We start from the raw sequence: 24,042 nt of genomic DNA, 5'->3' as shown, positions 1-24,042 counted from the left end.
ATTGAAAAAATTGATGCTCTCAGCCTGCCGCGCAATAGCGCTGGCAGCTGTTGTGGTATCAACGGGCAATATCGCCCATGCCAAACCGGTTCCCCTGGATCGCATCGTCGCCGTTGTCGACAAAGATGTGGTGATGGAGAGCGAACTGAACCATCGTGTTGAAGCTGTGCAACGGCAGCTGTCTGAACGCAATATCACCCTCCCCCCGGAAAGCGTGCTGAAAAATCAGGTGCTGGAACAGCTGGTGCTGGAAAACCTGCAACTGCAGATGGGTCGCAACGGTGGTATCCGTATTGATGACTGGACGCTGAACGACGCCGTTACCCGGATTGCCCAGCGCAACGGCCTGAGCATTGAAGAGTTCCGCAAAAGTCTGGAAGCTGATGGTCTGTCTTACGCCGAAGCCCGTGAAGAGATTCGTCGCGAGATGGTCATCAACCGTGTGCGTCAGCGCCAGATCACCAGCCGTATCCAGATCAGCGAGCAGGAGATTGATAACTTCCTGCGCTCTCCGGAAGGTCAGGCCAGCCAGGAGGTAGAATACCGCCTTGGACATATTCTGATTGCTACGCCGGATAACCCAACGCCAGCACAGGTGCAGGCCGCCGAAAAAGAAGCCAGCAACATATTGGTACAGCTGAAACAGGGCGCTAATTTTGCTGAAATGGCCATCACCTACTCCAAAGGCCAGAATGCCCTGAACGGTGGTGACCTGGGTTGGAAAAGCGCCGAACAGCTGCCCACCCTGTTTGCTGAGCAGGCCGTAAAGATGAATACCGGGCAAATTTCCCAGCCAGTACGCAGTGCCGGCGGTTTCCATATTTTCAAGTTGCTGGACACCCGTGGTAATGAGAAGGTTCTGGAAGAGCAGGTTAATGTTCGCCATATTCTGATCAAGCCAAACGAAATCCGTAACGATCTGGAAGCCCAGATGCTGGCGAGAGACCTTTACGACCGTATTGAGAGCGGTGAAAGCTTCACCGATCTGGCAAAAGCATACTCCGACGACCCCGGTTCAGCCCTGAATGGTGGCAGCCTGGAGTGGGTGTCTCCGAAAACTCTGGTGCCAGAGTTTCAGAAAGCCATGGAGGAAACACCTCAGGATGTTGTGAGCGAACCGTTCCGCAGCTCCTATGGCTGGCATATTCTGGAAGTCCAGGGCAAGCGTAAGGCTGATATCAGCAACAAGGTGCGCCGCAACCAGGTGCGTGAGCTGCTGGGTATGCGCAAGTTTGAAGAAGAACTGGAAGTCTGGCTGCGTGAAATCCGCGACCAGTCTTTTGTAGAGATCAGGCTCTGATCTCTACAGCTCACTCAGAAGAAAATGCTCCGTCGTAGGTTGGGAAGAGTGAAACGCTTGTGCCCTTTAGGGTAACTCCCAACATTGGAGCTCAATGCTATTCACCGTGTTGGGAGTCGCTATGCTCTTCCCAACCTACGGAAACATACTCATGTCCACGAACCATCATAAACGACTGATCATCACCTCTGGCGAACCGGCAGGTATTGGCCCCGACCTGTGCCTGATGCTGGCAAACGACTCTTTCCCCGTCCAGCTGGTTGTGGCTGCTGATCCGGAACTACTCAGCCACAGGGCCCGGCAATTGAAACTGAACGTCAATCTTAAAACCTTTAACCCGGATGACCATCAACCTGCACAGGTGGGCGAACTGATTGTCGCCCCTTTATCCCTCAGCAAGCCCTGTACGCCCGGCCAGCCTGATCCGGCTAACGGTCAGTATGTTCTGGACATGCTCAGCTATGCGGCTCAGGGCTGCATGAATGGCTTGTTCGACGGTATGGTGACCGGGCCGGTTCATAAAGAAGTGATTAATAATGCCGGAGTACCTTTTACCGGTCACACTGAGTTTCTGGCGGAACAGACCCATACCCGCAAAGTCGTTATGATGCTCGCTACCAAAGGGTTACGGGTAGCCCTGGCAACCACTCACCTGCCCCTGCGTGATGTCGCCGACGCGATTACTCCGGAATCACTGGAAGCAGTAATCCGCATTCTGGACAAAGACCTGAAAAACAAATTTGGCATTGCAGAGCCAGAAGTTCTGGTCTGTGGGCTGAACCCCCACGCCGGAGAAGGCGGGCATCTTGGAACGGAAGAAATTGAGGTGATGATTCCGGTTCTGGATAAACTTCGTCAGGAAGGCATGAACCTTAAAGGCCCTTTACCGGCAGATACGCTGTTTAACCCAAACTATCTTGAATCAGCAGATGCCGTGCTGGCTATGTACCATGACCAGGGTTTGCCCGTACTGAAATTCAAAGGGTTTGGTAAGGCGGTGAATATTACCCTTGGGCTGCCCCTGGTTCGAACCTCGGTTGACCATGGCACAGCGCTTGACCTTGCCGGTAGTGGCAAAGCCAGCCCGGACAGTTTGTTGACGGCTATTGATTATGCGCTGCAGGCAGTCAAGGGTTAACAGACCATTATTGAATTCACGCAAGAGGCTTGCAGTTTTATGATACGTCACCGTCCTAATATTGAATTCGAGGTAAAAGTAGAAAAAAATGCCGTAGGCTATGTTATCCGAAACCCTTTTGATCAAAGCCGCACCGCAAACCTTGTTTTGGCCTCGGGTGCTAATTCTGACCTGGGGCTTCTTGACATAGACTCAAATACTCACCCTTTTCCTGTCAAAGTAGAAAGTGAGCAAGTGTTTTTTCCGAAGTCCGTGACCTTGACGATCTGCGGTAATCCTTACCAGTCAGAAGTTCTCAACTATTTTTCTCCGGAGTCTCCTCCCCCGAAAACCACCGTGGTAGAGGCTGGTTATTCAAGTTTTGAAGGCACACAGGTGTGATTGTACACATTTTATGGCTTATCGGATGGCGACGAAGTTTTGTACCAGTAAACACTAACCACCAATGTTTTCCGATCTCTTGTGGTGGTTGCCTTTTCCGGTATAAGGTCTGAACTGTACTGAAAAAACATTACTTTCTGCTTTAGTTGCATACATTTCCTCCCTGTCTGTTTTCTCTGTTTGAATGCAGGTTTGAGTTCCTTGCCTGATATTTAGTTCCCGACACCTCCTTCACAAATAATGATGGTTTTCTATGGAAGGCTGCAACCCACTTTCAGCACTTGAATATTGTGACTGATTAATTTTAATGCACATTCGACAATAGAATATATGCTTCGAACGATTTTCAATCGTTTAATACCAATAGATTAAATAGCGTTAGTAAAAATAGGCAGTCTATAAAACAAAAAAATAATAGTGAAAAATACTATCGGAGGCTAATTAAACCTCTACGCTTATTGTGGCTGTTTTTTAACATCTGTGCATAATCAAAAACGCTACTTTTCTGGTGCTTAATATGAATATGAAAATAAGAGTAAAGGCTTCTGCTCAGGCTACCTCTCTATACCTCATAGTATTGGCTTTTTTAGTTATATTTTATTCGACCATAACTTCAGCTTCTGGGGGTTGTGACAAATATAGTAGCGGAACTCACTACTATCCTTATTGCGATTGTGCCACTGAATGCCCCTGCAATAAACCAACCTGCAAGTGTGACTGTAAAAACACGAACAATAATAAAATGGAGCAAAACTGCAACTGTGATTGTGATTGCAAGCTTTATGAAGGTTCCTTTATCCAGAAGAAAAACAATGGCTCATTTGAAGTTGCCTCGCCAAGAGGGAGTTTCCATAGTCATCGTGACCCACAGCTGAACCTGATAGAAGACAAAACACTAAAAGGTGTAATGACATTTGTTATTCAATTGAACAAAGATTACTGGAATAATCCACAGTTATCACCACAATCAGGTATTCGCTTTTACAATCAGGAAACCAATCAAGAACTACGCTTGGTCATTCATAAACCCATTAACCCTCACCAAAAAAAAACCAATAAAATTGACGTAACCCTTTACGCTTCCGGCAATAAAAAAGTGCACTTACTGGAAGGTTTACTATCTGCAGGGCCTGAATACAGGCTCAGTGTCAGGTGGTCGCATATCGCAACAGAAGACTCACCTGTTAGCAATCAAGTTTCTATTTTTGTCGATAATAAAGAAATTCCAATTAATTCCGTTTTGGATTTAGACTTCAAATTTAACCGTTATGATATCTCGATCAGCGGGGCGGACAAAAATTATCGCTTTGATATAACAAGTTTAGACGACCATAAAATCATACCATAAATTAAACTGTGGTTAATGTTTGCAAAGCGGCTTTCTGCCGCTATCATAAGCCGCCATTTCCCTGAACGACCGTGAACAGTACATTATGTCCGAATTTCCCCATCACAGAGCCCGCAAACGTTTCGGCCAGAATTTTCTGCACGATCAGGGCATAATCCAGAGAATTGTTCGCTCCATTCATCCCAGGGAAGGCGACCGGCTGGTTGAAATTGGCCCGGGTCAGGGTGCCATTACCGAGTTCCTGCTGGATGGGGCTGGTCAGCTGGATGTTATTGAGCTGGACCGGGACCTTATTCCGATCCTGAAACTCCGCTTCGGTCTGAACCCTGACTTCCGCATCCATGAAGGCGATGCCCTGAAGTTCGACTTCTCCAGCCTGAAAAACGACGATAAACCTTTGCGACTGGTGGGCAACCTGCCTTACAACATCTCCACGCCATTGATTTTTCACCTGCTGGAGTATCAGGGCCTGATCAGCGATATGCACTTTATGTTGCAGAAAGAGGTTGTACTGCGTCTGGCTGCACAGCCCGGTGAAAACAACTATGGTCGCCTGGGTATTATGGCGCAGTACTACTGCCGGGTAGATTACCTCTTTACCGTTGGGCCGGGCTGCTTCAACCCTCCACCGAGGGTCGATTCTGCCATTGTACGACTGACGCCTCATAAAGAGCTGCCGCACCCCTGTAAGAACGTAAAAATGCTAAGCCGTGTGGTTCGTGAAGCATTCAGTATGCGTCGTAAAACCCTGCGTAATACCCTTAAACAACTGGTGTCTTCAGATGAGCTGGAACAGCTGTCGATTGATCCGTCGATCCGTCCGGAGCGAGTGACACTGGAAGAGTTTGTGCGCATTGCTGACTTTATTCATGACCGTAACGATTAGCCCTTTAGGGGGAGACCGGGCTGTTGGCTGTTGGCTGTTAGCTGTTGGCTGTTGGCTGTTCATCCAGCGAAAAGCCAAAAGCCCCCTACTTGAACAAACACTACAAGCTGGGATAAAACTATAAAAGCAGGCTGGCACAAACATCGCCGATGAGTGTCAGCTGACCTTTATGTAAAACTCAGGAGACTCTATGGCGGTTTATGCCATTGGCGATATTCAGGGTTGCTACGCCCCATTTCGCCGTTTGCTCGACAAAATCAAGTTCCAACCCGGTCACGACCAGCTATGGATAGCCGGCGATATGGTCAACCGGGGGCCGGATTCACTGTCTACCCTGCGCTTTATTAAATCCCTTGGCGACGACTGTATCTCTATTCTCGGCAATCATGACCTGCACTTACTGGCTGTGGCAGCAGGCATTCGCCCAGTCAAGAAAAAGGACACGCTGGGACCCATTCTGAATGCGCCAGACCGTGAAGAACTGATAGAATGGCTGCGCCACCGCCCGTTTCTACACCACGACAAAAGTCGTAACATCACCATGGTCCATGCTGGAATCCCTCCTATCTGGACCATCAAACAGGCACGTTTCTATGCCGAAAAACTGGAGCGAGCCTTACAGGCGAACGATTACCGGGAACTGCTGCACTACCTGTTCAGTAACGATAAGCTGAACGCCTGGGAAAATGCCCTGACCCGACGTGCCAGACTGAAGATGATCACCGCCTACTTCACCCGCATGCGCTTCTGTGACGAAAACGGCAAGCTGGATCTTGAAAACAAAACAGCTTATCCCAAAAAAGGCTTCTACGCCTGGTTTCAGTTTCCGGACAGCCCGACCTACAAAAAAAATATCGTCTTTGGTCACTGGGCAGCCCTGGAAGGAAACAGCGGTCGAAAATGTATTCACGCCATAGACACGGGTTGTGTCTGGGGTGGCGAAATGACGGCTCTGAATCTGAAGACCTTCAAACGAACCAGTGTCCCTGCGGGTTAAATCTTTTTTACTATTGCCAGGGTGCATCTGTCCGATACATACGCTAATCACCTTCAGAAAACAGCCAGAACTGTACGGACACACCCATGGCCAAAAAATCAGCCAAATCCTCTACTTTTATCTGGGAAGGTAAAGACAAGAGTGGACGTAAAACCAAAGGGGAAATAGAAGGTACCAGCATTGCCTTGATCAAGGCCGAGCTGCGTAAGCAGGGCATTTCTGCCACCAGGGTAAAAAAGAAAGGTATGTCCTTTGGCAAAAAAGGGGGCAAAATTACCCCCCTTGATATCGCCCTGTTCACCCGGCAGCTTGCCACTATGATAAAAGCGGGTGTACCACTGCTCAACGCCTTTGACATAACAACAGACGGTATCGAAAAACCCGCCATGAAAGAGCTGCTTGTCAAGGTTAAAAACGAGGTGGCAGGTGGTACGACTCTGGCCGAAGCCCTTCGGGCGCACCCACTCTATTTTGATGACCTGTACTGCAACCTGGTCAGCTCCGGTGAACAGTCCGGAGCACTGGAAACATTGCTGGACAGAATTGCAACCTATAAAGAGAAGTCTGAAGCCCTTAAAGCCAAAATCAAAAAAGCGATGAACTACCCGGTTGCGGTTGTCTGTGTTGCTTTCATTGTTACCGGCATTCTGCTGGTAAAAGTGGTGCCACAGTTTGAAGAAGTCTTTCAGGGATTCGGAGCTGAACTCCCGGCCTTCACCCAGATGGTTATTCATATTTCCAACTTTGTTCAGCAATGGTGGCTGGCGGCTATTCTCGGACTGGCGGCCTTTGGTTTTATGATTAAAAAACTGATGCTGCGCTCAAAAGCCGCAAGAGATAAAAAAGACAGGCTAGTGCTAAAGCTGCCTGTTATTGGTCCAATACTCGAAAAGTCTGCCGTCGCACGTTTTGCCCGAACCCTTTCAACGACATTTGCTGCCGGTGTTCCATTAGTCGACGCACTGGACTCAGTATCAGGCGCTGCGGGCAATGTTGTCTTTGCGGATGCCACCAACCAAATCAAAGAAGATGTTTCCACAGGTCAGCAGCTGCAATTTGCTATGAAGAGTTCAGGCATTTTTCCGGCGATGGCGATTCAGATGGTTTCCATCGGAGAAGAGTCTGGCTCTCTGGATGAAATGCTGGATAAAGTCGCCACCTTCTACGAAAACGAAGTGGATAACGCCGTTGATGGCCTGACCAGCCTGATGGAACCATTGATTATGTCGGTACTCGGGGTGCTGGTTGGAGGCCTGATTGTGGCTATGTACCTGCCTATCTTTCAGATGGGGTCTGTTGTGTAAAAGCTCTTGTATAGGAATAATAAAAACGCTTACAAGCATAATTAAACGCTTACAAGCATAACTAAACCTTTACAAGATAGAAATCCGGTCTATATTTCTCAACACACTGAAATAGCGGCTTCTACGAGGTACAGACGTGGAAACGAAGCGCAAAAAAGTCTCTGCGCAAGATGTAGAGCGTTGGGTTGGTAGATGGGAGAGCAGTATGAGCAGTGGTATATATAAACCTTGGGTCGAAGTTCAGGAAGTTCCTTCTCGTGGCCGCTCCAGAAAGGTTAACGGGGTCAAGTCGAACCGGATACATCACTTCTTGTCAGATCTGGAATACAATCTTTATCTGATGTTTGAGTACGATAAGTCCATTACTCAAATTAAAGAGCAATATCCTCAGCTTCCTCAAACAGATACCGTGGATATTGCCAATGAGTTGGGTATCATGCACCCACGTTATCCTCAATCTAAAACGCCAAAAGTAGGGAGCACTGACTTTCTTATTGATAAGTTAAGAAATGATGGAACTGTCGAGCAAATCGCCATTAGTGCAAAATATGAAAAAGACTTTGATCCAAATAAGAAAACAGCAAAAAGAACCTTACAAAAACTGGAGTTGGAACGGCTGTATTGGGCGAAAAAAGGCATAACATGCAAATGCCTGACTGAAAAATCAATCAACAAAAACATGATTTACAACTTAAAATGGCTCATTCAATCTGCAAAGATAACCTCTGAGCTGGAATTTATAAAATCAGACTGGATCAGTACCTATAAATCATCAATAAAAAATCTTGATGGTAATAAACTAGCTTCTGTCTTGAAAGATGCAGCTACCTCCTTGAATATATCATATCAGGATTCAGTTCAGTTATATAAGCATTGTATGTGGCATCAACTATTAACTACTGACATTTCGGAAAAAATCAAACTTACAACTCCTGTCTACTTTAAGCAGTATTTTTAAAATGCAAACTGGATACATCCTGCATCCGAAATCTGATGATAGTATACTTCCATTTACCTGCACTATCATCAGAGCTTGTGATGCCCGCAATAAAGTTTATCTTATAAATTCGGAAGAAAAACCCAGAAAACCTTTTTCATTGCAGCTCGATGATATAAACAATGAAATTAGAGAAGGAAAAATAATATATACCAAAATAAGTTACTCCTATTACGAGTTACTTCCTGATAAAGAAATAAAACCATCATGGCTAAAAAAGCGTGACCAAAGATTCAAAGTAATTGAGCCAATACTTTATGGCTTCGACATTGAAGGGAAAAAAGATGAGGAAGCCATCTTTGATTTCTTAGATCATCCTAAAACAAATAACAGTATTCAAAAAGCATCTAATAAGTCTTCATATTCAAGAGTAAGTGTTTACAAATATTTATATATGTTTTTTCAGGGTGGTTGCAGAAAAAACTCACTTCTACCTGAATTTCATAAAATAGGAAAATCGTGTCCGGAAGGTGTTAAGGTCGGGCGCCCCAATGAAGAAAAATATGATGAAGATGAACATGGAAACAAAGAAAAAATTATAGGCTTGATACTTTCAGAAAAAGATAAAGAGAATATTAAGAATTCTATAACCGAACATTATTACAAACAAGAAAAGCCAGACCTTAAAGATTCTTATAATAATATGTGTGATAAGCACTATAGCTACAAATACAAAGATAAAGATGGCATTGAAATATCGTGCCATTTCAATGACAATAATAAGCCTAGTCTTGTCCAATATAGATATTGGGCATATAAGTATATTGACCCATCAGAGTCAATCAAAAATAGAGAGGGCAGTTCTAAATACGAAAAAGATTTCAGAGCTTTAACTTCCACATCTGATTATGGTCTTCGTGGTCCAGGCGAACTTTATGAAATTGATGCAACGGTCGGTGATATTTTTTTAGTCAGTGAGTTTGACCGCACAAAATCGATAGGAAGACCAGTTGTCTATCTGGTTACTGATGTTTTTTCACGATGCATTGTTGGAATTTATGTTGGTCTTGAAGGACCTTCATGGGATGGAGCCAGAGCTGTTCTGTTTAACACATGTCGGGATAAAGTTGAGTTTTGTGCTGAGTACGGATTGACGATAAAACCAGAAGACTGGCCATGTCATCATATGTGTTACGGTCTTTTTGCTGACAGAGGTGAATTAATTAGTAAAAAGGCAGAAGTAGCTTTGGACAACTTAGGCTTGCAAACTATGGGATTTGCATCACCTTATAGAGGTGACCTTAAAGGCCTTGTTGAAAAGCATTTCGATGTTATTAACAATCTTGTCTTAAAAGACATCCCTGGCAATAGTGTCAAAATGAAACGTGAGCGTGGACAAAAAAAGCCAGAGCTAGACGCCTGCCTCACATTAAAAGAATTAACAAGATTGCTTATAGAGGAAATCATTGACAATAACCTATATCAGGTAAAAAAGGTTGTTGGCGATATTGAAATGATGAAGGATGATGTAATACCTACCCCGGTCAATCTTTGGAACTGGGGTATGGAATTTGGCATTGGAACAGCAAATTCAATTGCTCCCCATGACCTTTATCTTGGGCTTCTTCCATCCGAAAAGGCAACTGTACGAGAAGATGGAATATACTTCAATGGTCTTAGATACTCTTCAGAAACAGCAATCAAGAAAGGATGGCAGGCAAAGGTAAGAATAAAAAAAAGACGTTTTAAGGTTAATATTCGATATACAACCTCAACGACTAACTTTATATGGCTTATCAATCCAGATACTCAAAAGCTTGAAATATGCTACCTAAATGACACTATGGAAAAGTTCAAAAATCTTGAACTTAACGAATACCTTGGCTACCAGAAAAAAATTAATATTGAAACTGACGCAGCCAACAGAAGAAGAAATAATTCTAAAACAAAGAATAGAGCAAGAAGAAAAAAATTCATTGCTGAGGCAAAACAAAAAACGGAAGCAGCAAGAAAATCTGCTTCATTTAACAGCAATAGAGCTTCTCACAAAGATGTTAAAGAACACAGAGATTTTGAGAAACAGTCAAACAGAAAAGATGATGCTAAAAAAGCTGAAGAAATGAGTCACTTTGAGCAGCTAAGTGACTCATACAGCAGCACTGAGAATGACCACATCAATTCTGACAACAAAGTAGACAGCAAGAAAAAATCATTAAGCCTTGTTGATGATCTGATATAAAGAAGGTACTAAAGCATGGTTATTTATCAAAAATGGAACAATCCAGACTACAGAGGAAACCCTCTTATAGAGGCTCTACCAAAATGTTTAGATCAGGCTGAAATAATAAAAGAATGCATAAAAGCCCCTCTATTTAAAGAAGAGGAAAAAAAGCATGAAGATGTAGAGCGAGAGATCTATTCAGAAAGACTAGATTCATGCACTATACCTAACCATAATTACTATCGAACCTATAAAAAAATATACAAGCTATTATTAAAGTCTTATGTGAACAAGAGTCCAATAAGTCCAGAGTCAAAACAGCTCTTATACAGTGTTGCAAGCGATGGTAAAAATGCCCCATCACCAGAAATTGTAAAACAAACAACATCTAAAACTTTCTTTCTGACAGGCCTAAGTGGTATGGGCAAGTCCTGGATGATAGAAATCATTCTGGACAAGTTGTTTCAACAAGTAATTACTCATGAAAGCTATAACGATGAGAAACTCAACATCACTCAAATTGTATATCTTAAATTCAATTGTCCAAGTGATGCATCAAGAAGAGCTTTGTGCAATAATTTTTTCTCAGCCATTGATGATTTGCTGGGAACAAACTTTTATGAAGAAAACAACAACAAAAACATTCCTATCGAAACATTAGAAAAAAACATTAAAAAATTATGCTTAACGTATCACATTGGGCTAATAGTCATCGATGAACTTCAGAATTTATCAATAGCCAAAGCTGGAGGAGCACAGATTGCAATGCAATTTTTTGAAAGCATAGTCAATGAGCTTCATGTTTCTCTCGCTTTTGTTGGCACTTACGATTGTTTCTATCTTTATACTGACAAGTTTCGCACGGCAAGGCGCATGTCCACCGAAGGAATTATCGATCTTGAACAGCCGCAAGAAGACGATGAAACATGGAATCAGCTACTTGAAAAACTATGGAAATTCCAATGGGTGCAAAATCCTGGAGAGTTAACGTCTGATATACGGCATACCGCATACGAATTAACACAGGGAATAACGGTATGTACGGTAATGCTGTTAAAGCACGCCAATGCATATGCTATTGAAAATGGAGAAGAAACAATTACTGCTGAGACATTAACTACTGTTTACAATGAAGAGTTCAAACTTCTTATGCCTGCACTTGATGCTCTCAGGTCAAATAACCCAGAAAAAGTTGCTAACTACGATGACCTTATGCCTATTGCACAGAAAATAAAAAATATGAAATCAGAACAAGGAGAAAATATTAGTGATTCTCAAAAATCAGAAAATGAACTTAAATCTAAGCCTAATCCATTACAGAAGAAAAAGCGCAAAGATGAAACTGCCAAGGACAATTATAACAGACTAAATTCCAGTGGCTTTTTCTCAGGAGATGCAAGCTCAATTTAACCCTAAATTCTTGCAATAACTATAAGAAATAATTGATGGATATATTTCCAAACGAAACCATCCCAAGCTTCATGGCAAGAACCCAACTTCTTGCCATCCACAAGCGGGCTGATAGCTTCTATCAGTCCGTTCTGGACTGCAGCTACACCCAAACCTGCGGTGTGGCTACATACCGCTTAAAGAAGCTCTCACAACTCCTGCGTATGGATCTCGATAAAATAATCACGGAGCATACAGCTTACCCATATTTTGCCCATTACATGCCGGAGAAACATGCCAGATCATTACGAGAGGCGATTTCCGGTGATAAACCCAAAGTGCTGGAAATCGAAACCGGTTCTGTGAACAGTCGCCTGAGCATACCAGGCTATCACTCTTTTTGCCCTTTATGCGCTGAACACGATATTGAAACCCACGGAGTTGCTTACTGGCATCAAATACATGCCCTGCCCGGAGTCTCAGCCTGCCATATCCATAAGTGCAAATTAATCCGAACGGAAATACGCCCAAAGATTTTGGCTATTCCAAATGTAAACCATGCAGAAGCTCATGAAGCCTCTGACAAAGAAGTACTTTTTGCACAGCTGTCAGCACAACTCTGCCAAAATTTTACAGGGGCTAATCAGTCTACCACCGAGAGAGTCAAGCACTATAAACAGCAGCTTGAGAGTACAGGCTATATATCCACAGCAGGCTATATTCGTCGTCAAGAGTTACTCTCAAATATCAGAAGTTTTTGGTCCGATTTACTCAATCAGACAGACTTCGCCAATGTAAGGGCTTCAGGAACAGAGCACAACTTCGTTCGGGATGCTCTTAGGCCAAGTCATCGAACTCACCCAGTCAAACATATTCTGCTCAGTGGCTTTTTGAACCATTGCGATCACAGAATAGCCAGGCTGCACTCTGTTGATGCCAAACCTCAAAAGCAACAAACGGGTGACAACAACCATAAGCTGGTAATCAAACTCTTAAGGGATGGCGTTTCTCTCACTAAAGCCGCCAGAGAATCCGGTATCTCCTACTACACCGTTCGGAAGTTAGCCAAACTCCACGGCATACAGCACAGAGCCAGGCCCAAAAAGATAACTCCTGAGCAAGAACGGCAAGTTTTAGAACTGCTAAAAACCGGTCTATCCATGAAAAAGGCCGGTGAACGAGTTGGCTTGCCTGAAAGCACTGTGGATAACTTGTTATTATCTCACCCTGAGATCAGGGCAGCACGGCGCAGGCTGAAGAAAACCCGGCATACAGAACAACTGGACCAGCTCCGAGACAAGGCTTTATCGCTCATTCAGAACAACCCGGACATGACCAGAAAGTCTCTGACTGACTCTTTCCCTGAGGTTTTTATCTGGTTGAGAAACCGTGACAAAGAGTGGCTTTATAAGCACCTTCCAAAAGCGCTGACACCCTCTCAGGCTCAATCCCACCGCTACAAGCATCAGCATGACCTTTGGAAGAACAGGCAAAGGAAAGCAATCAAAGGGCTTCGCAGACTTGTCCTCTGCATGATGACAAGCCCTCCAGAAAACCAGCGTCTGTCAGTCTCTTATATTTTGCAGGCTCTGAAAGTCCGTAATCCACAGACTCATATCCGCAAGACTATGCCTGCTTTCTGGCGTCAGTTAACCCGGTTTGCAGAGACCCATGAAGATTTTCAGCTACGGAAGCTGCACGTCCTCTACAAAGCCGAACCTACGCTATTCAGTATTTATTCGGCAAGGCGCTTACTTAAAATGGCATCATCTTTTCCGCCCGTTTCAGGGTCGGTCCTCGAACAGGCTCAAGCGTTACAGAAAAGAGATTTCAATTACCAACGACCGACTGAGCAGCAGTGGTTGCTTTTGCGAGATACACGCATCCATTCTGTGCGAAAGCGTTGCTCTCAACCTTACCGGAGAAATCGGTCATTTAAGGACGTCTACCAAAACCCGCCATGACAGCCCATGCTACTCCCGCATTCATCGTGCCGGAGATCACCATGGCTACAGAGACAAACCGACCTAAACGACTCAGCCAGAGCCAGTGGCAAGCCCTTATCACCGAGCAACAAAACGGCACTGCCACTCAATCCGAGTTTTGCCGGTCTAAAGGACTCTGTCTGGCTACCTTTTATAACTGGAAGAAAAAACTGAACAATAGCGACAAGCCAGCAGAACAAAAAGCCCCTGAGTTTATAGAGTTGCCGGTTGCCTCAGAACCTTTGCCCAGACAGACCTGGGACATTGAACTCGAACTCCCCGGCAACGTCATCCTTCGCATGCGTCAGTGAGATGTTCTTCCCTGAATCCGGTGTCCGGGTGTGGTTATACACCCGACCGACTGACATGCGTAAGTCCTATGATGGCCTGTCGGCACTGGTCAAAAACCAGCTCAAGGAGAACCCTCTCAGTGGACAGCTGTTTGTATTTATCAACCGCAAAGGCAACCAGGTCAAGATACTCTATTTTGACCGCAGCGGTTACTGCATCTGGAGCAAACGACTTGAGCAGGGTACTTTTCGCCACCACTGGCAGGATGCCACAAAACATTCATTATGCTGGACCGATTTGAAACTCTTGCTTGAAGGCATTGACCTCAGCTCTGTCCAGAAATTTAAACGTTATGACCATGAGCTGCACAATGCTGAAAAGCAGCTATAGTCATACCCCATGAATCATTCTGAAGCTGCTAATCCCGTTGACCTGCAACTGCAAAACCGGCAGTTGCAGTCAGCGTTGGATGCAGCACTTCAGGAACTCTCTTCTGCCAGGCAACAGCTCAACTGGTTTAAACGGCAGGTATTTGGTGAGAAGTCCGAAAAGCGACTAACCATTGATAACCCAGACCAGATAGACCTTGGTGAGATTTTCGCCAAGCCAGAGACATCGCCGCCCCCTGAAACAGAGACCATCACTTACGAGCGACGCAAGAAACAGCGTACCGACGATTGTGTCACCGATGAAGGGCTTCGCTTTGACGAACGGGTGCCCGTTGAAGTCACTGAACTGCCAGCACCGGAGTTGCAAGGTGAGGACGCAGACCAATACGAAGTCATTGACTATAAAACCACCCGAACACTGGTTCAGCGCCCCGGCAGCTACGTCATTCATGAACAGCGTCGTCCAGTAGTCAGGCATAAGCCCAGCCAGACCCTGACGACAGTAGCCGCCCCTTCCAGCATCTTTGACCGAAGCATTGCCGATGTCAGTTTGCTGGCCGGCATGCTGATCGACAAGTTTGTCTTTCACCTGCCTTTATACCGTCAACATCAGCGTATGGCACTCAGCGGAGTCACACTGAGCCGGACGACACTGACCAACCTGGTCTACAGAAGCATTGAGTTACTCAAACCAGTACACGACGCCTTATTAAAGAGTGTTCTGGAAAGCCGCATACTGGCCATGGACGAAACACCAGGCAAAGCAGGCCGCAAAGAAAAAGGCAAAATGCAGAAAGCCTGGTTCTGGCCGGTGTACGGCGAACAGAACGAAGTAGCCTTTACCCTGTCACTGACCCGCTCTACACGACACATTGAGCCATTACTGAAAGACTTCAAAGGCGTGTTGCTCACCGATGGCTACGGTGTTTATGACAGCTACTGCAAAAAACACCCTGAAATCACTCAGGCCCAGTGTTGGGTTCATACACGCAGGTACTTTGACTGGGCGAAAGACGATGAATCTGAAGCCGTTGCTCATGCACTCGCCCTGATCGGCAAACTGTATCGCGTAGAAAAACGTATCCGTGATACCTGCACTGCCGGAGACGAGAAAAAACGCATTCGTCAGGAAGAGTCATTACCTCTTGTGAATGAATTTTTTGACTGGTGCCATAAAGAGCGACAGAGGCCGGAACTGACCAAAACGAATCCACTTAGCAAAGCGCTAGCGTATGCCGAAAACCATCAAAAGTCACTGAGAGTGTTTCTGGATGACCCGGATGTTCAGATGGATACCAACCATCTTGAGCGATTACTCCGATGCATCCCGATGGGAAGAAAAAACTACCTGTTTAGCTGGACAGAGACGGGGGCAGAGCATATTGCCATCATCCAGAGCCTGCTGGTCAGCTGTCGACTGCAAGATATTGACCCCTACAAGTACCTGGTTGACGTCCTCCAGAGAGTCAGCCTCCACCCTGCACGACAAATCAATGAGCTGATTCCCCGGAATTGGAAAGAGCGTTTTGGGAAAAATCCGTTAAAAGCGCCTCTGGACAAGTAGGGGGAGTCTGTACCCTGTTTGAACGGTTACAGAGTGGTAACGTATTCACCTTGTTCAGTTCTTATTTCATAACCAACTTCAGGTGCCTGTTTGCCTTTTTGCTAGCAAAGATTCAGTACTCCATGTAAAGCTGGATCAGCAAACTTGTAAACATCTTTCCAATCTTCGAGCCGGTTGAGCAAACCTTGTTCTCGCCTTAAAGCATTAATCTGCATAATGTCCTGGCGGCTTACATGCATAAATGAAGCAGGAGATGATACAAGACGACAGTTGTTACTTATAACGCGTACAAACCAATAAACTATAAATCAGGCATTTACCTATAGACATTACTTCATGATTCGTTATTATCAGATTACACCGATACTCCTCAGTGTATGTACGGAATCCTCCTTTTGGAGTTCTACTTATAACCGATTAACAAGAAAAAATCTTCGATCTTATAAAAAGCATTCCATGCTTATTCAGCCAAGGAATTAAAGGTTTTCGGATGGACACTTTTTAGCTTACAGCACGTTATGGCTCTATTGCTTAGTTAAATGGCATTTAAGTTTTAACATTAAATGATAAGCATATAGGTAGATGTTGGCATTTTTCCTTATGTTGTTTTTTTGTAATAAAAAACAAGTAGGAATTTATAATCAGGAATAGCAATGAATAACGAAGTAATTAAAACATTCAGTTCAAAAAAAACACGTTTCTTTATGCTGGCAGGTGGTGTTGGTGGCCTATTAAGTGGAATGCTAGCAGGACTATTCAACTTCAATGAAAGTACATTTTCCAGCTGGGTTTATTCTGGTGCTTTGGATGCAGCACTAATTGGAGCATTGATTGTTTGTGCGCAAAGTTACTATCAGTCCAAAAACTTTTTTCGTGCCACAAAAATCAAACAATCCCTAATACTTGGTGCATTTTTGGGAGGGCTAGGTGGTTTAGCTGCCTTGTTCTCAATTAATATTTTGGGAAGTGGTGATTTTGGCCGTATTATTGGCTGGGCTATTAGCGGTGCGGCTGCAGGTTTCGTAGTTTCCAAGCAGATTCCTAATCTTGATAAAAAGCATTCTATTATTGCAGGAGCCTTGGGTGCAACCTTAGGCTGCATTATTATGTACATAAACTTGGGATACACAACAGGTGTTGTTATCACAGGAGCTGCGATCGGTTTGGTCGTTGCCTCAGCTGAAGAATTGATGAGAAAAAGCTGGATAGAAATCACAGAATATTCTGACGTTTTTAAGGAGACTGGTATTAACTTATCCAAAGTAAATAACAAATATACTCTAACAATGGGAAATGATCCTATTAGTATTGGATATTCTCCGGATATGGATATTCTATTGAAGAAAAGCGGTATGGCTCTGGAAAAAGAAGTAGCCACGTTAACAGTTGAATCAGATAGATTTTTCATGCTTGATATCAAGCTAGGAACAAAGTCAGAGCTATTCCCAAATACTCCGGTGAAAGTTCAAAACTGTGAACTCAAGATTTGCAGCTCAGCGTGATTAGTTCAGTAAGAGTAGTTCGAGCCCAATCTGCACTACTCTTACTTGCCGTTGACGACGACTTCTAAACTTTCTTCAACAAGGCTTTAACAAAGGCGGAGTAACTGGCCTGACACGAAACGCCTTTGCTACCTGCTCGTGAGTCAGAAGAGACGCTGGTTTTCATCAATAGCCAGAAGAATTCCTGCTCGACGTTTCTTATGCTGTGCAACTTTGGATTTCTCTTGTTTGATCAGGACTTCAAGCATTTTTCACTCATCGTCAGTCAACTAGTTGCGCTAGTCAAAATGCCCACCTCTAATTCTCTGAGCTGCCCACTCTGCTGTTTTTCGTGACCCGCCATGCTGCTCTGTGAGCCCTGGCACTGTCGAACGTCTTGCCAACAACCTTCGGGCTTGAATGGTTGTGTGACTCAATCAACACCGTGGGTCATTTCAGCGGTAGAGGTGGGCAATCCTGAACAGCAGGGTGGGTCATATATTAACCAGCGCCGCCAATCAACCGGGCATGATATTTAATTCGAATCGTAACTCCGTCGTTTGTTTCGATTTTGCAAAAATGTCATTTTGAGCGAGATGGAGTACTACCCATGAACCAACTGAACGACAAACAATCGTCCTCCAGGTTTTTTGCTACACAGTAGTTGCAGGTTGTCTCGAAGCTCTATATGACCGCCCAGCGGAATAAGACGCTTATTAGCTGCGTCAGTCAGCTCAGGTATATTTTCATTAACTAGCAACCATTTATCATTGTGATATATAAAATAACCCACTCTTTTCTTATGCTCATCAGCCAAACGCTCATTTGGAACAAGCTGCCGATTTACATGGTAGGGAAACAATGACTGATCCCGGTAAACCATTAACCGATGATTATCTGGCTTGAAGCTCTTTCCGTCTCTGGATGAATAGAGGTTTAATACAGGTAACTGCCCCTTATACTTGGTCGAACAAAACGGGCAAGCAGGGCTGGTTGTATTGTCGAAAATATACCAGCTTTGGCTACAGCACCCGTTTTCACATGGCTGGATCAAATCCAATGTTTTGATCAGTGCTGCTTCCCACTCATCAGCAGTTGGTCTGGAATTTGGGTTGTGCAAACCGTCAATAAATGATCGTTCAAATAGTTTGCTCAGGTAAGGCCCTGTAATGGTATATGGTAGTTTGCCAATATCTTTCCAGGGAAGCTCACTATCCCTGACATCATCTAGCTTGATACGATTTCCCGGATTATCTGGGTGTTCGATAAATAGGGCTTTTTCTCCCATGGCCAGAGTTTCATCTTCATGGGGGTCAAGAGCATGCACTTTGTCACCGCGCAGAGGATGGCGAAGCAAAAGATATTGGTATATCAACACTGCAAGAGCGTGTCGGTCTGTTTGAATGCTGGGCAACGCCCGCAGGGGGTCATCTTTATCAAGGTGTGCGGTAGCTACACATTCTGGTGCAATAAAGTCAGGAGTACCAACCACATCTGGCGGATACTTCCCCGGTACAACAAGTCCATCAACATCAATAACGCAAGTCTGAGCTAACGTCGGAGCCACCAGTACATTTTTATAACTCAGATCCGAGTGAGCCAGTCCAGCAGCATGCATTCGCCTGACAGTGCGAGAAATCTTCAAACAAATTTGTAAATAATTTAACCAGTTGCCACGTTCCCGAGGATCTAAAAACTTTGTCTGATTATTTGACGATGCATACCATTTACCCTGCTTTTCCTTTCCTCTGATACCCAGCATATCGTCATTAACACTGCCAAATTCAAAGAAAAAGTGTTTGGGGTAGACTGGCATCACCAGCCCAAGCTTTCCTTCATGCTCTACTATCTTTTCAGGCCAGCAGAACATGTCTTTCCAGTAATCACCTCCCTGTGCGTTGAATATTCGCTCACGGTAAACGCCTGTAATCATTTCGAGTCGATCACGTGCAGCAGCACCCTGAGGATCACGGTAAAATGCAACAACCTTGGTTTTACATGGCGTAAAATAGACATCTTTCATGGCTCCGGAGCCAATTAACTCATCTACATACTCAATATAATTACCATCAGATAGGGCGATGCGCACAATGTCACTCATACGACTCATCTCCTCTAATAAGGGCGATTGAGCGATCATCGTGATTACCAGGCACCCAAAAATTAAGCCATTCAAGCACAGATTGTTTTGCTGTTTCAGTATCTCCCTTTAAATTTGGTTCAATTTCACCCCAAAGATGACGCCAGGGCTCATCTTGGCTCAACATCAACTCTGTTTCGAATTTTGCATCGGTGATTCCATCAGTCATAGCCATCAATGATGTAAACTTGGGTATCAGGCATGCCTTGATACGCTGATGCACATTTTTTGAATGAACAACAGAGCTATCAAGAAAGCGTGTCTGCCCTGCAAATTCACCACTGTCAGGGTTACATAGTAGCTTTACTCCATCCTCATGGGAGTAAGCAGCAATAGCACCATCACCAATAGAGAATGAAACGACAAGATGCCCCTTTTCAGTTGGTTTATAAATCAACAAAAGGAGGGTTGTTGAGAAATCCTTAGCATTTAACTCATGACGTCGGGCTTCTTCCTCAATGCTTTTAGCCGCTTTACTTGCAGCCCTGATCAAGGTTTCAGCAGAAGCTTCCTTAGCATCTTTACCTAAATTCCGAAGGTCCTCCTGCCCCAGCAAGGTCATTTCCAGCCTTTTTCCAACTTCGCCATTTAACGCTTCAGTCAGGTGATGAATCGCTACGTTAACAGCGAGTTTTGAACCTTGTCTCGAATATTCACAACTGCCAGCTCCATCTGCCACAGCAAGTATGTACCAACCACTTTCCTCAAGATATTTTATGCCAGCCTCATCATCGCGATGTGTTCCTTTATGTGCATGACTACGACCACGTTGACTTGCAGCCAACATGCGAATATTACCAATGTCTTTACTACAGCTATCAAAATCTGGTTTATGGAATTTTGCCTCTTCATCTGAGGGTATCTCCTTCCAAAGCGAGCGAGGGTCAGGATTAACAGTGAGCCGCGCAATTACAAAAACCTCTTCCCGTACATCACTGGGGCTTTCCGGCACTATGCAACCTTCTAATCTGATCTCGAAGTCACCGTCCTGTTTTGGAGAGCCAGTGAGCAGGCCAGCTTTTCTGTCAAATGACAGACCAAGCTCCTCAGGTATAAAAAACTTTTCTACATGTAGCCTGTCAATCGCTATAGGCTGACTATATTCCCGACCACACATGCCGTTTGGCATATTGGTGCGCAGGGTTCTTTTGTCTATTGATTGAGTCAATTCGTCCTCCTCCTTGTCACAAGCAGAGTTTTTTACATCAGTTGGTGAATTTTCGCTTGCCTGCCCATTATTCAAAGGAGGGTTTATCACTGATGGTTTCGGAGGTTCTGTACTTTCCTCTTCATCAATGCTTTTTTTTGCCGAAGGTGCCTCATGCTTAGGTAATGCATGGCTCTCTTCTGGCTCAGCCTGTTCAACTACTGGTTGCTCTGACGACTTAGCTCCAGAGTCACTCTCATCAAATTCAGTTCTTGTCTGGGGCTTTTCTGTCGAAGTATCAAGGGGAAAAACTTCCTGTATCTCTCCAGTTTTTTCCTCAAGCGACTGTTTTAACTTCTTGCTCTGGGAGTGGTGGGATATGTTAGCTTCCGAAGCTGCTGGTTCACCAGAGGCAGGTATTGTTTTCGCTGATGGCTCCTGAAGTCCCTCCTTTAAGTGGTTATCAGCTGGTGTTTGACTCTCAGCGCATTCACTTACGGTTCCCTCTGGTGTTTTAATGGTCACAGCTTCACTGCTCAGAGCTTCAGGCGACAAGTTGAGCCCCTCGGCATGTTTCAAGACAATACACTTAACGGCTGAGAAGACCAGTTGGAATGTCTCATCCTTTGACAGCTGAACTTCCAGCACCTCATTTGGTTGATACCCAAGAGTGGTTACAAGTTTTTGGATTTCATCGGATGATACTGTCTGCAGTTGCTGCATCAACCTCTACCTCGTGCTACATCAAAACCACCACTACCTTCGCCAGAAAACTCTATTTCATTTTTACACCAAGGGCAGGTGTGAACACCTGGTTCATTTATACAAAGCAATTTTCCACAAGAGCACATAGCAAAAGCAGTAGCATTGCCGCAATGAGGGCAGGGAGGAACCCCCACAAGTTGTTCGGTATTTACCTGAGAGTCACTTTCACTTGATACAGACCAGGCAAAAAAACTTTCTTCAATGGGAAAGGCTCCTTCGAGTTCGAATTCCTTTCCACTGAAGCCAGCATCCTCACTGCGGTTATATTTAATCAGATAAGGCCGTTCGCTCTTCTGGCAACGCCCACGCAGAACCACAACAGATTCATCTATCGTACGCTCTTTATGTTCAGGAAAATCTTTCACCAACGTGAGGTTTGAAGGCTTCTTGGCCAATGATAATCCATCATTATTAGACTCTACAGCGTGGCTAGTGGCTGTAACAGACGCACTAATCCAATCAATGAATTGCTTAAAGGTTTTACCGTCATTCCCTTCATAACAGAGCACGTCATCAGTGAGTTTTGAAAGTACAGATGTACCAGCTTGATTACCAAGGGTAATAGCTACTAACTGTACTCTGTGAGCAAATTGATTTTTCCACCGTTCAATCGCTGAATCAGTATTGTCAGTGGGATGACCATCAGTCATTAAAAATACTACTGGTTTCCAGTCTCCGCGACGGTCAGGGGTTGTTTTAACCACGTCTCTCTCAATGCTGTTCATCAAACAGTTAAGAGCATCCCCTAAAGCGGTGCCACTGCCCATTGGTAATCGGGGAGGATAAAAGCTAACTACATCAATCAGGGGAGCGATAACGTCTGCTTTTCCGGCAAAAGCGATCACTGATAAATAAACGGTTTCCAAGGCATGAGGATCAGTACGTAAAGATCGAACGATCTGTTCCATACCACTCTCTAACTGGAGCAAAGGAGTACCAGCCATTGACTCGGATACATCCAGAACGAAATAGACAGGTAATCGGCGCATATTTTCTTCCTTTATTTACAATACCAACTGAATTTCTTCCGGTGGTGGTGGCAGTGTTCCATTACTTGTATTCATGGATACTCCCGCTGATTGGCTGCCCGCTGCAATAGAGTCGGATACCCATTTAAAGAATACGCTGAAAGCTGATGAGTCCATGGTATCGAGAGTTACAACGGTGCTGGTCAACTTCTGTAAAAACTCCGATTTGGCTTTAGGTCCAGCAGCACAGCCTACTATCGTAGCGAAATTAGCTTGTTTCACTTTATTCGACATTTGCTCAAAAAGCTGCAAGTCACTGGGCTTGCCATCAGTCAGTACAAATAGCATGGGTCGAAAATCACCCTTGCTTGCAGAAGTGGATTTTTTCACATCCTCCTCCACCTTTTTGCATAGTATTTCAAGTGCTTCCCCAAGATGTGTCGCTCCACTTCTTGGTAAGACAATTTCAGGGACTTGCACATCTTCCAGTGGCGTCAAGGGGAATAGTTCTTGAATAGTATTGCTGAATGTAATTATTGACAGAGCCACTGATTCAAGTGCGTAAGGATCCTGACGTAGTCCGGCAATCAATGAGCTAAGCCCCACATTGACAGCATGAATAGGTTCCCCCGCCATACTGCCGGAAGAGTCTATAAGTAGGTATACAGGTAATCGTCGAGACATTGTGCTCTCACTTCAAAAGTAAATTTCAACTGGGTCAATCAATAATCTTCACTTCTTCAGGAGGTGGAGGAAGTTCACTTAGGGTGGAGATGTCTTTTTTCGTGAGATCGATCTTCACAGAACTGGTGCTAACAGATGCTGAAACCCACTTAAAGAAGGCGGCTATACCTGCACTGTCAAGGGTATCCAGACTTACAACGCAGTCAGTGATTTTTTTCAACTCTTCAAGATTCGCATGCGGTCCTGCAGCACAGGCAACTATAACTCCAAGCTGGGACCTATTTAGATCGGCCAGCCCTTTTTCAAGATCGTCAGTAGCCATACCATCAGTGAAAAGAAAAACTAATGGCTTCCAGTCACCACGGCTCTCAGGCGTTGTCTTTTTTACTTCAGCTGCCACTCGTTCATTCAACAGGGTTAGTGCTGCCCCCATTGCAGTCCAGCCATTTGCCTCAATGGTTGGAGCCTGAAAGTTTATCAATTCAGTCAGAGAGACGCTCTGCTGAGCATCTGAACCAAACTCAATCACTGACAGTGCTGCTGTTTCCAGAGCGTGGGGGTCTTGTCGAAGACTGGAAATCAAGGTATCAATACCATTTCGAACTGCAGCTATAGGCTCTCCAGTCATTGAAGTCGATACGTCAATGAGTAAATAAACGGGAAGGCGTCTCATAGTGGCTTTACTCCTTAAATAAATTAATTTGAACCGGCATTGGTGCAGAGTAGT

At 44.6% G+C, this 24,042-nt stretch carries 20 protein-coding genes; 15 read left to right on the top strand and 5 right to left on the bottom strand.

Translation table 11 applies throughout. From position 1 onward, the window contains the following. The first annotated feature begins 1 nt into the window (after position 1). From NX720_RS18890 to NX720_RS18820, 15 genes are all read left to right on the top strand, one after another. Positions 2–1,300, top strand: coding sequence for a peptidylprolyl isomerase (locus NX720_RS18890; RefSeq protein ID WP_262596690.1), 1,299 nt, complete (start codon positions 2–4; stop codon positions 1,298–1,300). A gap of 151 nt (positions 1,301–1,451) precedes the next feature. Further along, positions 1,452–2,438 (top strand): 4-hydroxythreonine-4-phosphate dehydrogenase PdxA, encoded by a 987-nt coding sequence (pdxA, locus tag NX720_RS18885; RefSeq protein WP_262596689.1) that lies wholly within the window; start codon positions 1,452–1,454, stop codon positions 2,436–2,438. A 39-nt stretch (positions 2,439–2,477) separates the two neighbouring features. Beyond that, positions 2,478–2,819 (top strand): hypothetical protein, encoded by a 342-nt coding sequence (locus NX720_RS18880; protein WP_262596687.1) that lies wholly within the window; start codon positions 2,478–2,480, stop codon positions 2,817–2,819. A gap of 517 nt (positions 2,820–3,336) precedes the next feature. Next, positions 3,337–4,167 (top strand): hypothetical protein, encoded by an 831-nt coding sequence (locus NX720_RS18875; protein ID WP_262596685.1) that lies wholly within the window; start codon positions 3,337–3,339, stop codon positions 4,165–4,167. An 85-nt stretch (positions 4,168–4,252) separates the two neighbouring features. Next, positions 4,253–5,053 (top strand): 16S rRNA (adenine(1518)-N(6)/adenine(1519)-N(6))-dimethyltransferase RsmA, encoded by an 801-nt coding sequence (rsmA, locus tag NX720_RS18870; protein WP_262596684.1) that lies wholly within the window; start codon positions 4,253–4,255, stop codon positions 5,051–5,053. A gap of 190 nt (positions 5,054–5,243) precedes the next feature. Continuing rightward, positions 5,244–6,050, top strand: coding sequence for a symmetrical bis(5'-nucleosyl)-tetraphosphatase (locus tag NX720_RS18865; protein ID WP_262596682.1), 807 nt, complete (start codon positions 5,244–5,246; stop codon positions 6,048–6,050). 86 nt (positions 6,051–6,136) lie between these two features. Continuing rightward, positions 6,137–7,354, top strand: coding sequence for a type II secretion system F family protein (locus NX720_RS18860; RefSeq protein ID WP_262596681.1), 1,218 nt, complete (start codon positions 6,137–6,139; stop codon positions 7,352–7,354). Positions 7,355–7,490: 136 nt separating this feature from the next. Beyond that, the gene (locus NX720_RS18855; protein ID WP_262596680.1) at positions 7,491–8,312 is read left to right on the top strand and encodes a TnsA endonuclease N-terminal domain-containing protein; all 822 of its coding nucleotides are present in this window, start codon (positions 7,491–7,493) and stop codon (positions 8,310–8,312) included. A 1-nt stretch (position 8,313) separates the two neighbouring features. Beyond that, positions 8,314–10,530 (top strand): Mu transposase C-terminal domain-containing protein, encoded by a 2,217-nt coding sequence (locus NX720_RS18850; RefSeq protein ID WP_262596678.1) that lies wholly within the window; start codon positions 8,314–8,316, stop codon positions 10,528–10,530. A gap of 15 nt (positions 10,531–10,545) precedes the next feature. After that, positions 10,546–11,922, top strand: coding sequence for an ATP-binding protein (locus NX720_RS18845; RefSeq protein WP_262596677.1), 1,377 nt, complete (start codon positions 10,546–10,548; stop codon positions 11,920–11,922). Between the two features lie 35 nt (positions 11,923–11,957). Then, a complete protein-coding gene (locus NX720_RS18840; protein WP_262596675.1) occupies positions 11,958–13,865 on the top strand; it encodes a TnsD family transposase in 1,908 nt (635 codons plus the stop codon). Then, positions 13,862–14,197 carry an IS66 family insertion sequence element accessory protein TnpA gene (gene tnpA / locus NX720_RS18835; RefSeq protein ID WP_262596673.1) on the top strand — a complete coding sequence of 112 codons (336 nt, stop codon included), beginning with the start codon at positions 13,862–13,864 and terminating at the stop codon, positions 14,195–14,197. The genes NX720_RS18840 and tnpA overlap by 4 nt, the downstream gene beginning before the upstream one ends. Before the next feature lies 1 nt (position 14,198). Then, positions 14,199–14,567, top strand: coding sequence for an IS66 family insertion sequence element accessory protein TnpB (gene tnpB / locus NX720_RS18830; RefSeq protein WP_262596672.1), 369 nt, complete (start codon positions 14,199–14,201; stop codon positions 14,565–14,567). A 9-nt stretch (positions 14,568–14,576) separates the two neighbouring features. Beyond that, complete coding sequence (gene tnpC / locus NX720_RS18825; RefSeq protein WP_262596671.1) at positions 14,577–16,130, top strand: IS66 family transposase; 1,554 nt, start codon at positions 14,577–14,579, stop codon at positions 16,128–16,130. Between the two features lie 653 nt (positions 16,131–16,783). Further along, complete coding sequence (locus tag NX720_RS18820) at positions 16,784–17,632, top strand: hypothetical protein (RefSeq protein ID WP_262596669.1); 849 nt, start codon at positions 16,784–16,786, stop codon at positions 17,630–17,632. A 583-nt stretch (positions 17,633–18,215) separates the two neighbouring features. Here NX720_RS18820 and NX720_RS18815 read toward each other — a convergent pair. Genes NX720_RS18815 through NX720_RS18795 form a run of 5 tightly spaced genes read right to left on the bottom strand, consistent with a single transcriptional unit; the run spans position 18,216 to position 23,988 of the window. Further along, positions 18,216–19,712, bottom strand: a complete 1,497-nt coding sequence (locus tag NX720_RS18815) for a helix-hairpin-helix domain-containing protein (protein WP_262596667.1) — start codon at positions 19,710–19,712, stop codon at positions 18,216–18,218. Then, positions 19,705–21,621, bottom strand: a complete 1,917-nt coding sequence (locus tag NX720_RS18810) for a PP2C family serine/threonine-protein phosphatase (RefSeq protein ID WP_262596665.1) — start codon at positions 21,619–21,621, stop codon at positions 19,705–19,707. Before NX720_RS18810 ends, NX720_RS18815 begins: the two co-directional genes overlap by 8 nt. Then, positions 21,621–22,652, bottom strand: coding sequence for a TerY-C metal binding domain-containing protein (locus tag NX720_RS18805; protein ID WP_262596663.1), 1,032 nt, complete (start codon positions 22,650–22,652; stop codon positions 21,621–21,623). The genes NX720_RS18810 and NX720_RS18805 overlap by 1 nt, the downstream gene beginning before the upstream one ends. 15 nt (positions 22,653–22,667) lie before the next feature. Beyond that, on the bottom strand, positions 22,668–23,315 hold the full coding sequence (locus NX720_RS18800; protein ID WP_262596662.1) for a vWA domain-containing protein: 648 nt from the start codon (positions 23,313–23,315) through the stop codon (positions 22,668–22,670). Between the two features lie 34 nt (positions 23,316–23,349). After that, entirely contained in the window at positions 23,350–23,988 is a 639-nt protein-coding gene (locus tag NX720_RS18795) for a VWA domain-containing protein (RefSeq protein WP_262596661.1), read from the bottom strand. Positions 23,989–24,042 lie beyond the last annotated feature (54 nt).

Origin of the sequence: Endozoicomonas euniceicola (genome assembly GCF_025562755.1) — a bacterium.
In the GTDB taxonomy this organism is placed as follows: domain Bacteria; phylum Pseudomonadota; class Gammaproteobacteria; order Pseudomonadales; family Endozoicomonadaceae; genus Endozoicomonas_A; species Endozoicomonas_A euniceicola.
This window is presented reverse-complemented; position numbering and strand designations above follow the sequence as displayed.

Bases quoted from the DNA above. Each gene is read 5' to 3' on its own strand.
- pdxA (WP_262596689.1), top strand. From the start codon at position 1,452: ATGTCCACGAACCATCATAAACGACTGATCATCACCTCTGGCGAACCG.
- NX720_RS18880 (WP_262596687.1), top strand. From the start codon at position 2,478: ATGATACGTCACCGTCCTAATATTGAATTCGAGGTAAAAGTAGAAAAA.
- NX720_RS18875 (WP_262596685.1), top strand. From the start codon at position 3,337: ATGAATATGAAAATAAGAGTAAAGGCTTCTGCTCAGGCTACCTCTCTA.
- rsmA (WP_262596684.1), top strand. From the start codon at position 4,253: ATGTCCGAATTTCCCCATCACAGAGCCCGCAAACGTTTCGGCCAGAAT.
- NX720_RS18865 (WP_262596682.1), top strand. From the start codon at position 5,244: ATGGCGGTTTATGCCATTGGCGATATTCAGGGTTGCTACGCCCCATTT.
- NX720_RS18860 (WP_262596681.1), top strand. From the start codon at position 6,137: ATGGCCAAAAAATCAGCCAAATCCTCTACTTTTATCTGGGAAGGTAAA.
- NX720_RS18850 (WP_262596678.1), top strand. From the start codon at position 8,314: ATGCAAACTGGATACATCCTGCATCCGAAATCTGATGATAGTATACTT.
- NX720_RS18845 (WP_262596677.1), top strand. From the start codon at position 10,546: ATGGTTATTTATCAAAAATGGAACAATCCAGACTACAGAGGAAACCCT.
- NX720_RS18840 (WP_262596675.1), top strand. From the start codon at position 11,958: ATGGATATATTTCCAAACGAAACCATCCCAAGCTTCATGGCAAGAACC.
- tnpA (WP_262596673.1), top strand. From the start codon at position 13,862: ATGACAGCCCATGCTACTCCCGCATTCATCGTGCCGGAGATCACCATG.
- tnpB (WP_262596672.1), top strand. From the start codon at position 14,199: ATGTTCTTCCCTGAATCCGGTGTCCGGGTGTGGTTATACACCCGACCG.
- tnpC (WP_262596671.1), top strand. From the start codon at position 14,577: ATGAATCATTCTGAAGCTGCTAATCCCGTTGACCTGCAACTGCAAAAC.
- NX720_RS18820 (WP_262596669.1), top strand. From the start codon at position 16,784: ATGAATAACGAAGTAATTAAAACATTCAGTTCAAAAAAAACACGTTTC.
- NX720_RS18815 (WP_262596667.1), bottom strand. From the start codon at position 19,712: ATGAGTGACATTGTGCGCATCGCCCTATCTGATGGTAATTATATTGAG.
- NX720_RS18810 (WP_262596665.1), bottom strand. From the start codon at position 21,621: ATGCAGCAACTGCAGACAGTATCATCCGATGAAATCCAAAAACTTGTA.
- NX720_RS18805 (WP_262596663.1), bottom strand. From the start codon at position 22,652: ATGCGCCGATTACCTGTCTATTTCGTTCTGGATGTATCCGAGTCAATG.
- NX720_RS18800 (WP_262596662.1), bottom strand. From the start codon at position 23,315: ATGTCTCGACGATTACCTGTATACCTACTTATAGACTCTTCCGGCAGT.
- NX720_RS18795 (WP_262596661.1), bottom strand. From the start codon at position 23,988: ATGAGACGCCTTCCCGTTTATTTACTCATTGACGTATCGACTTCAATG.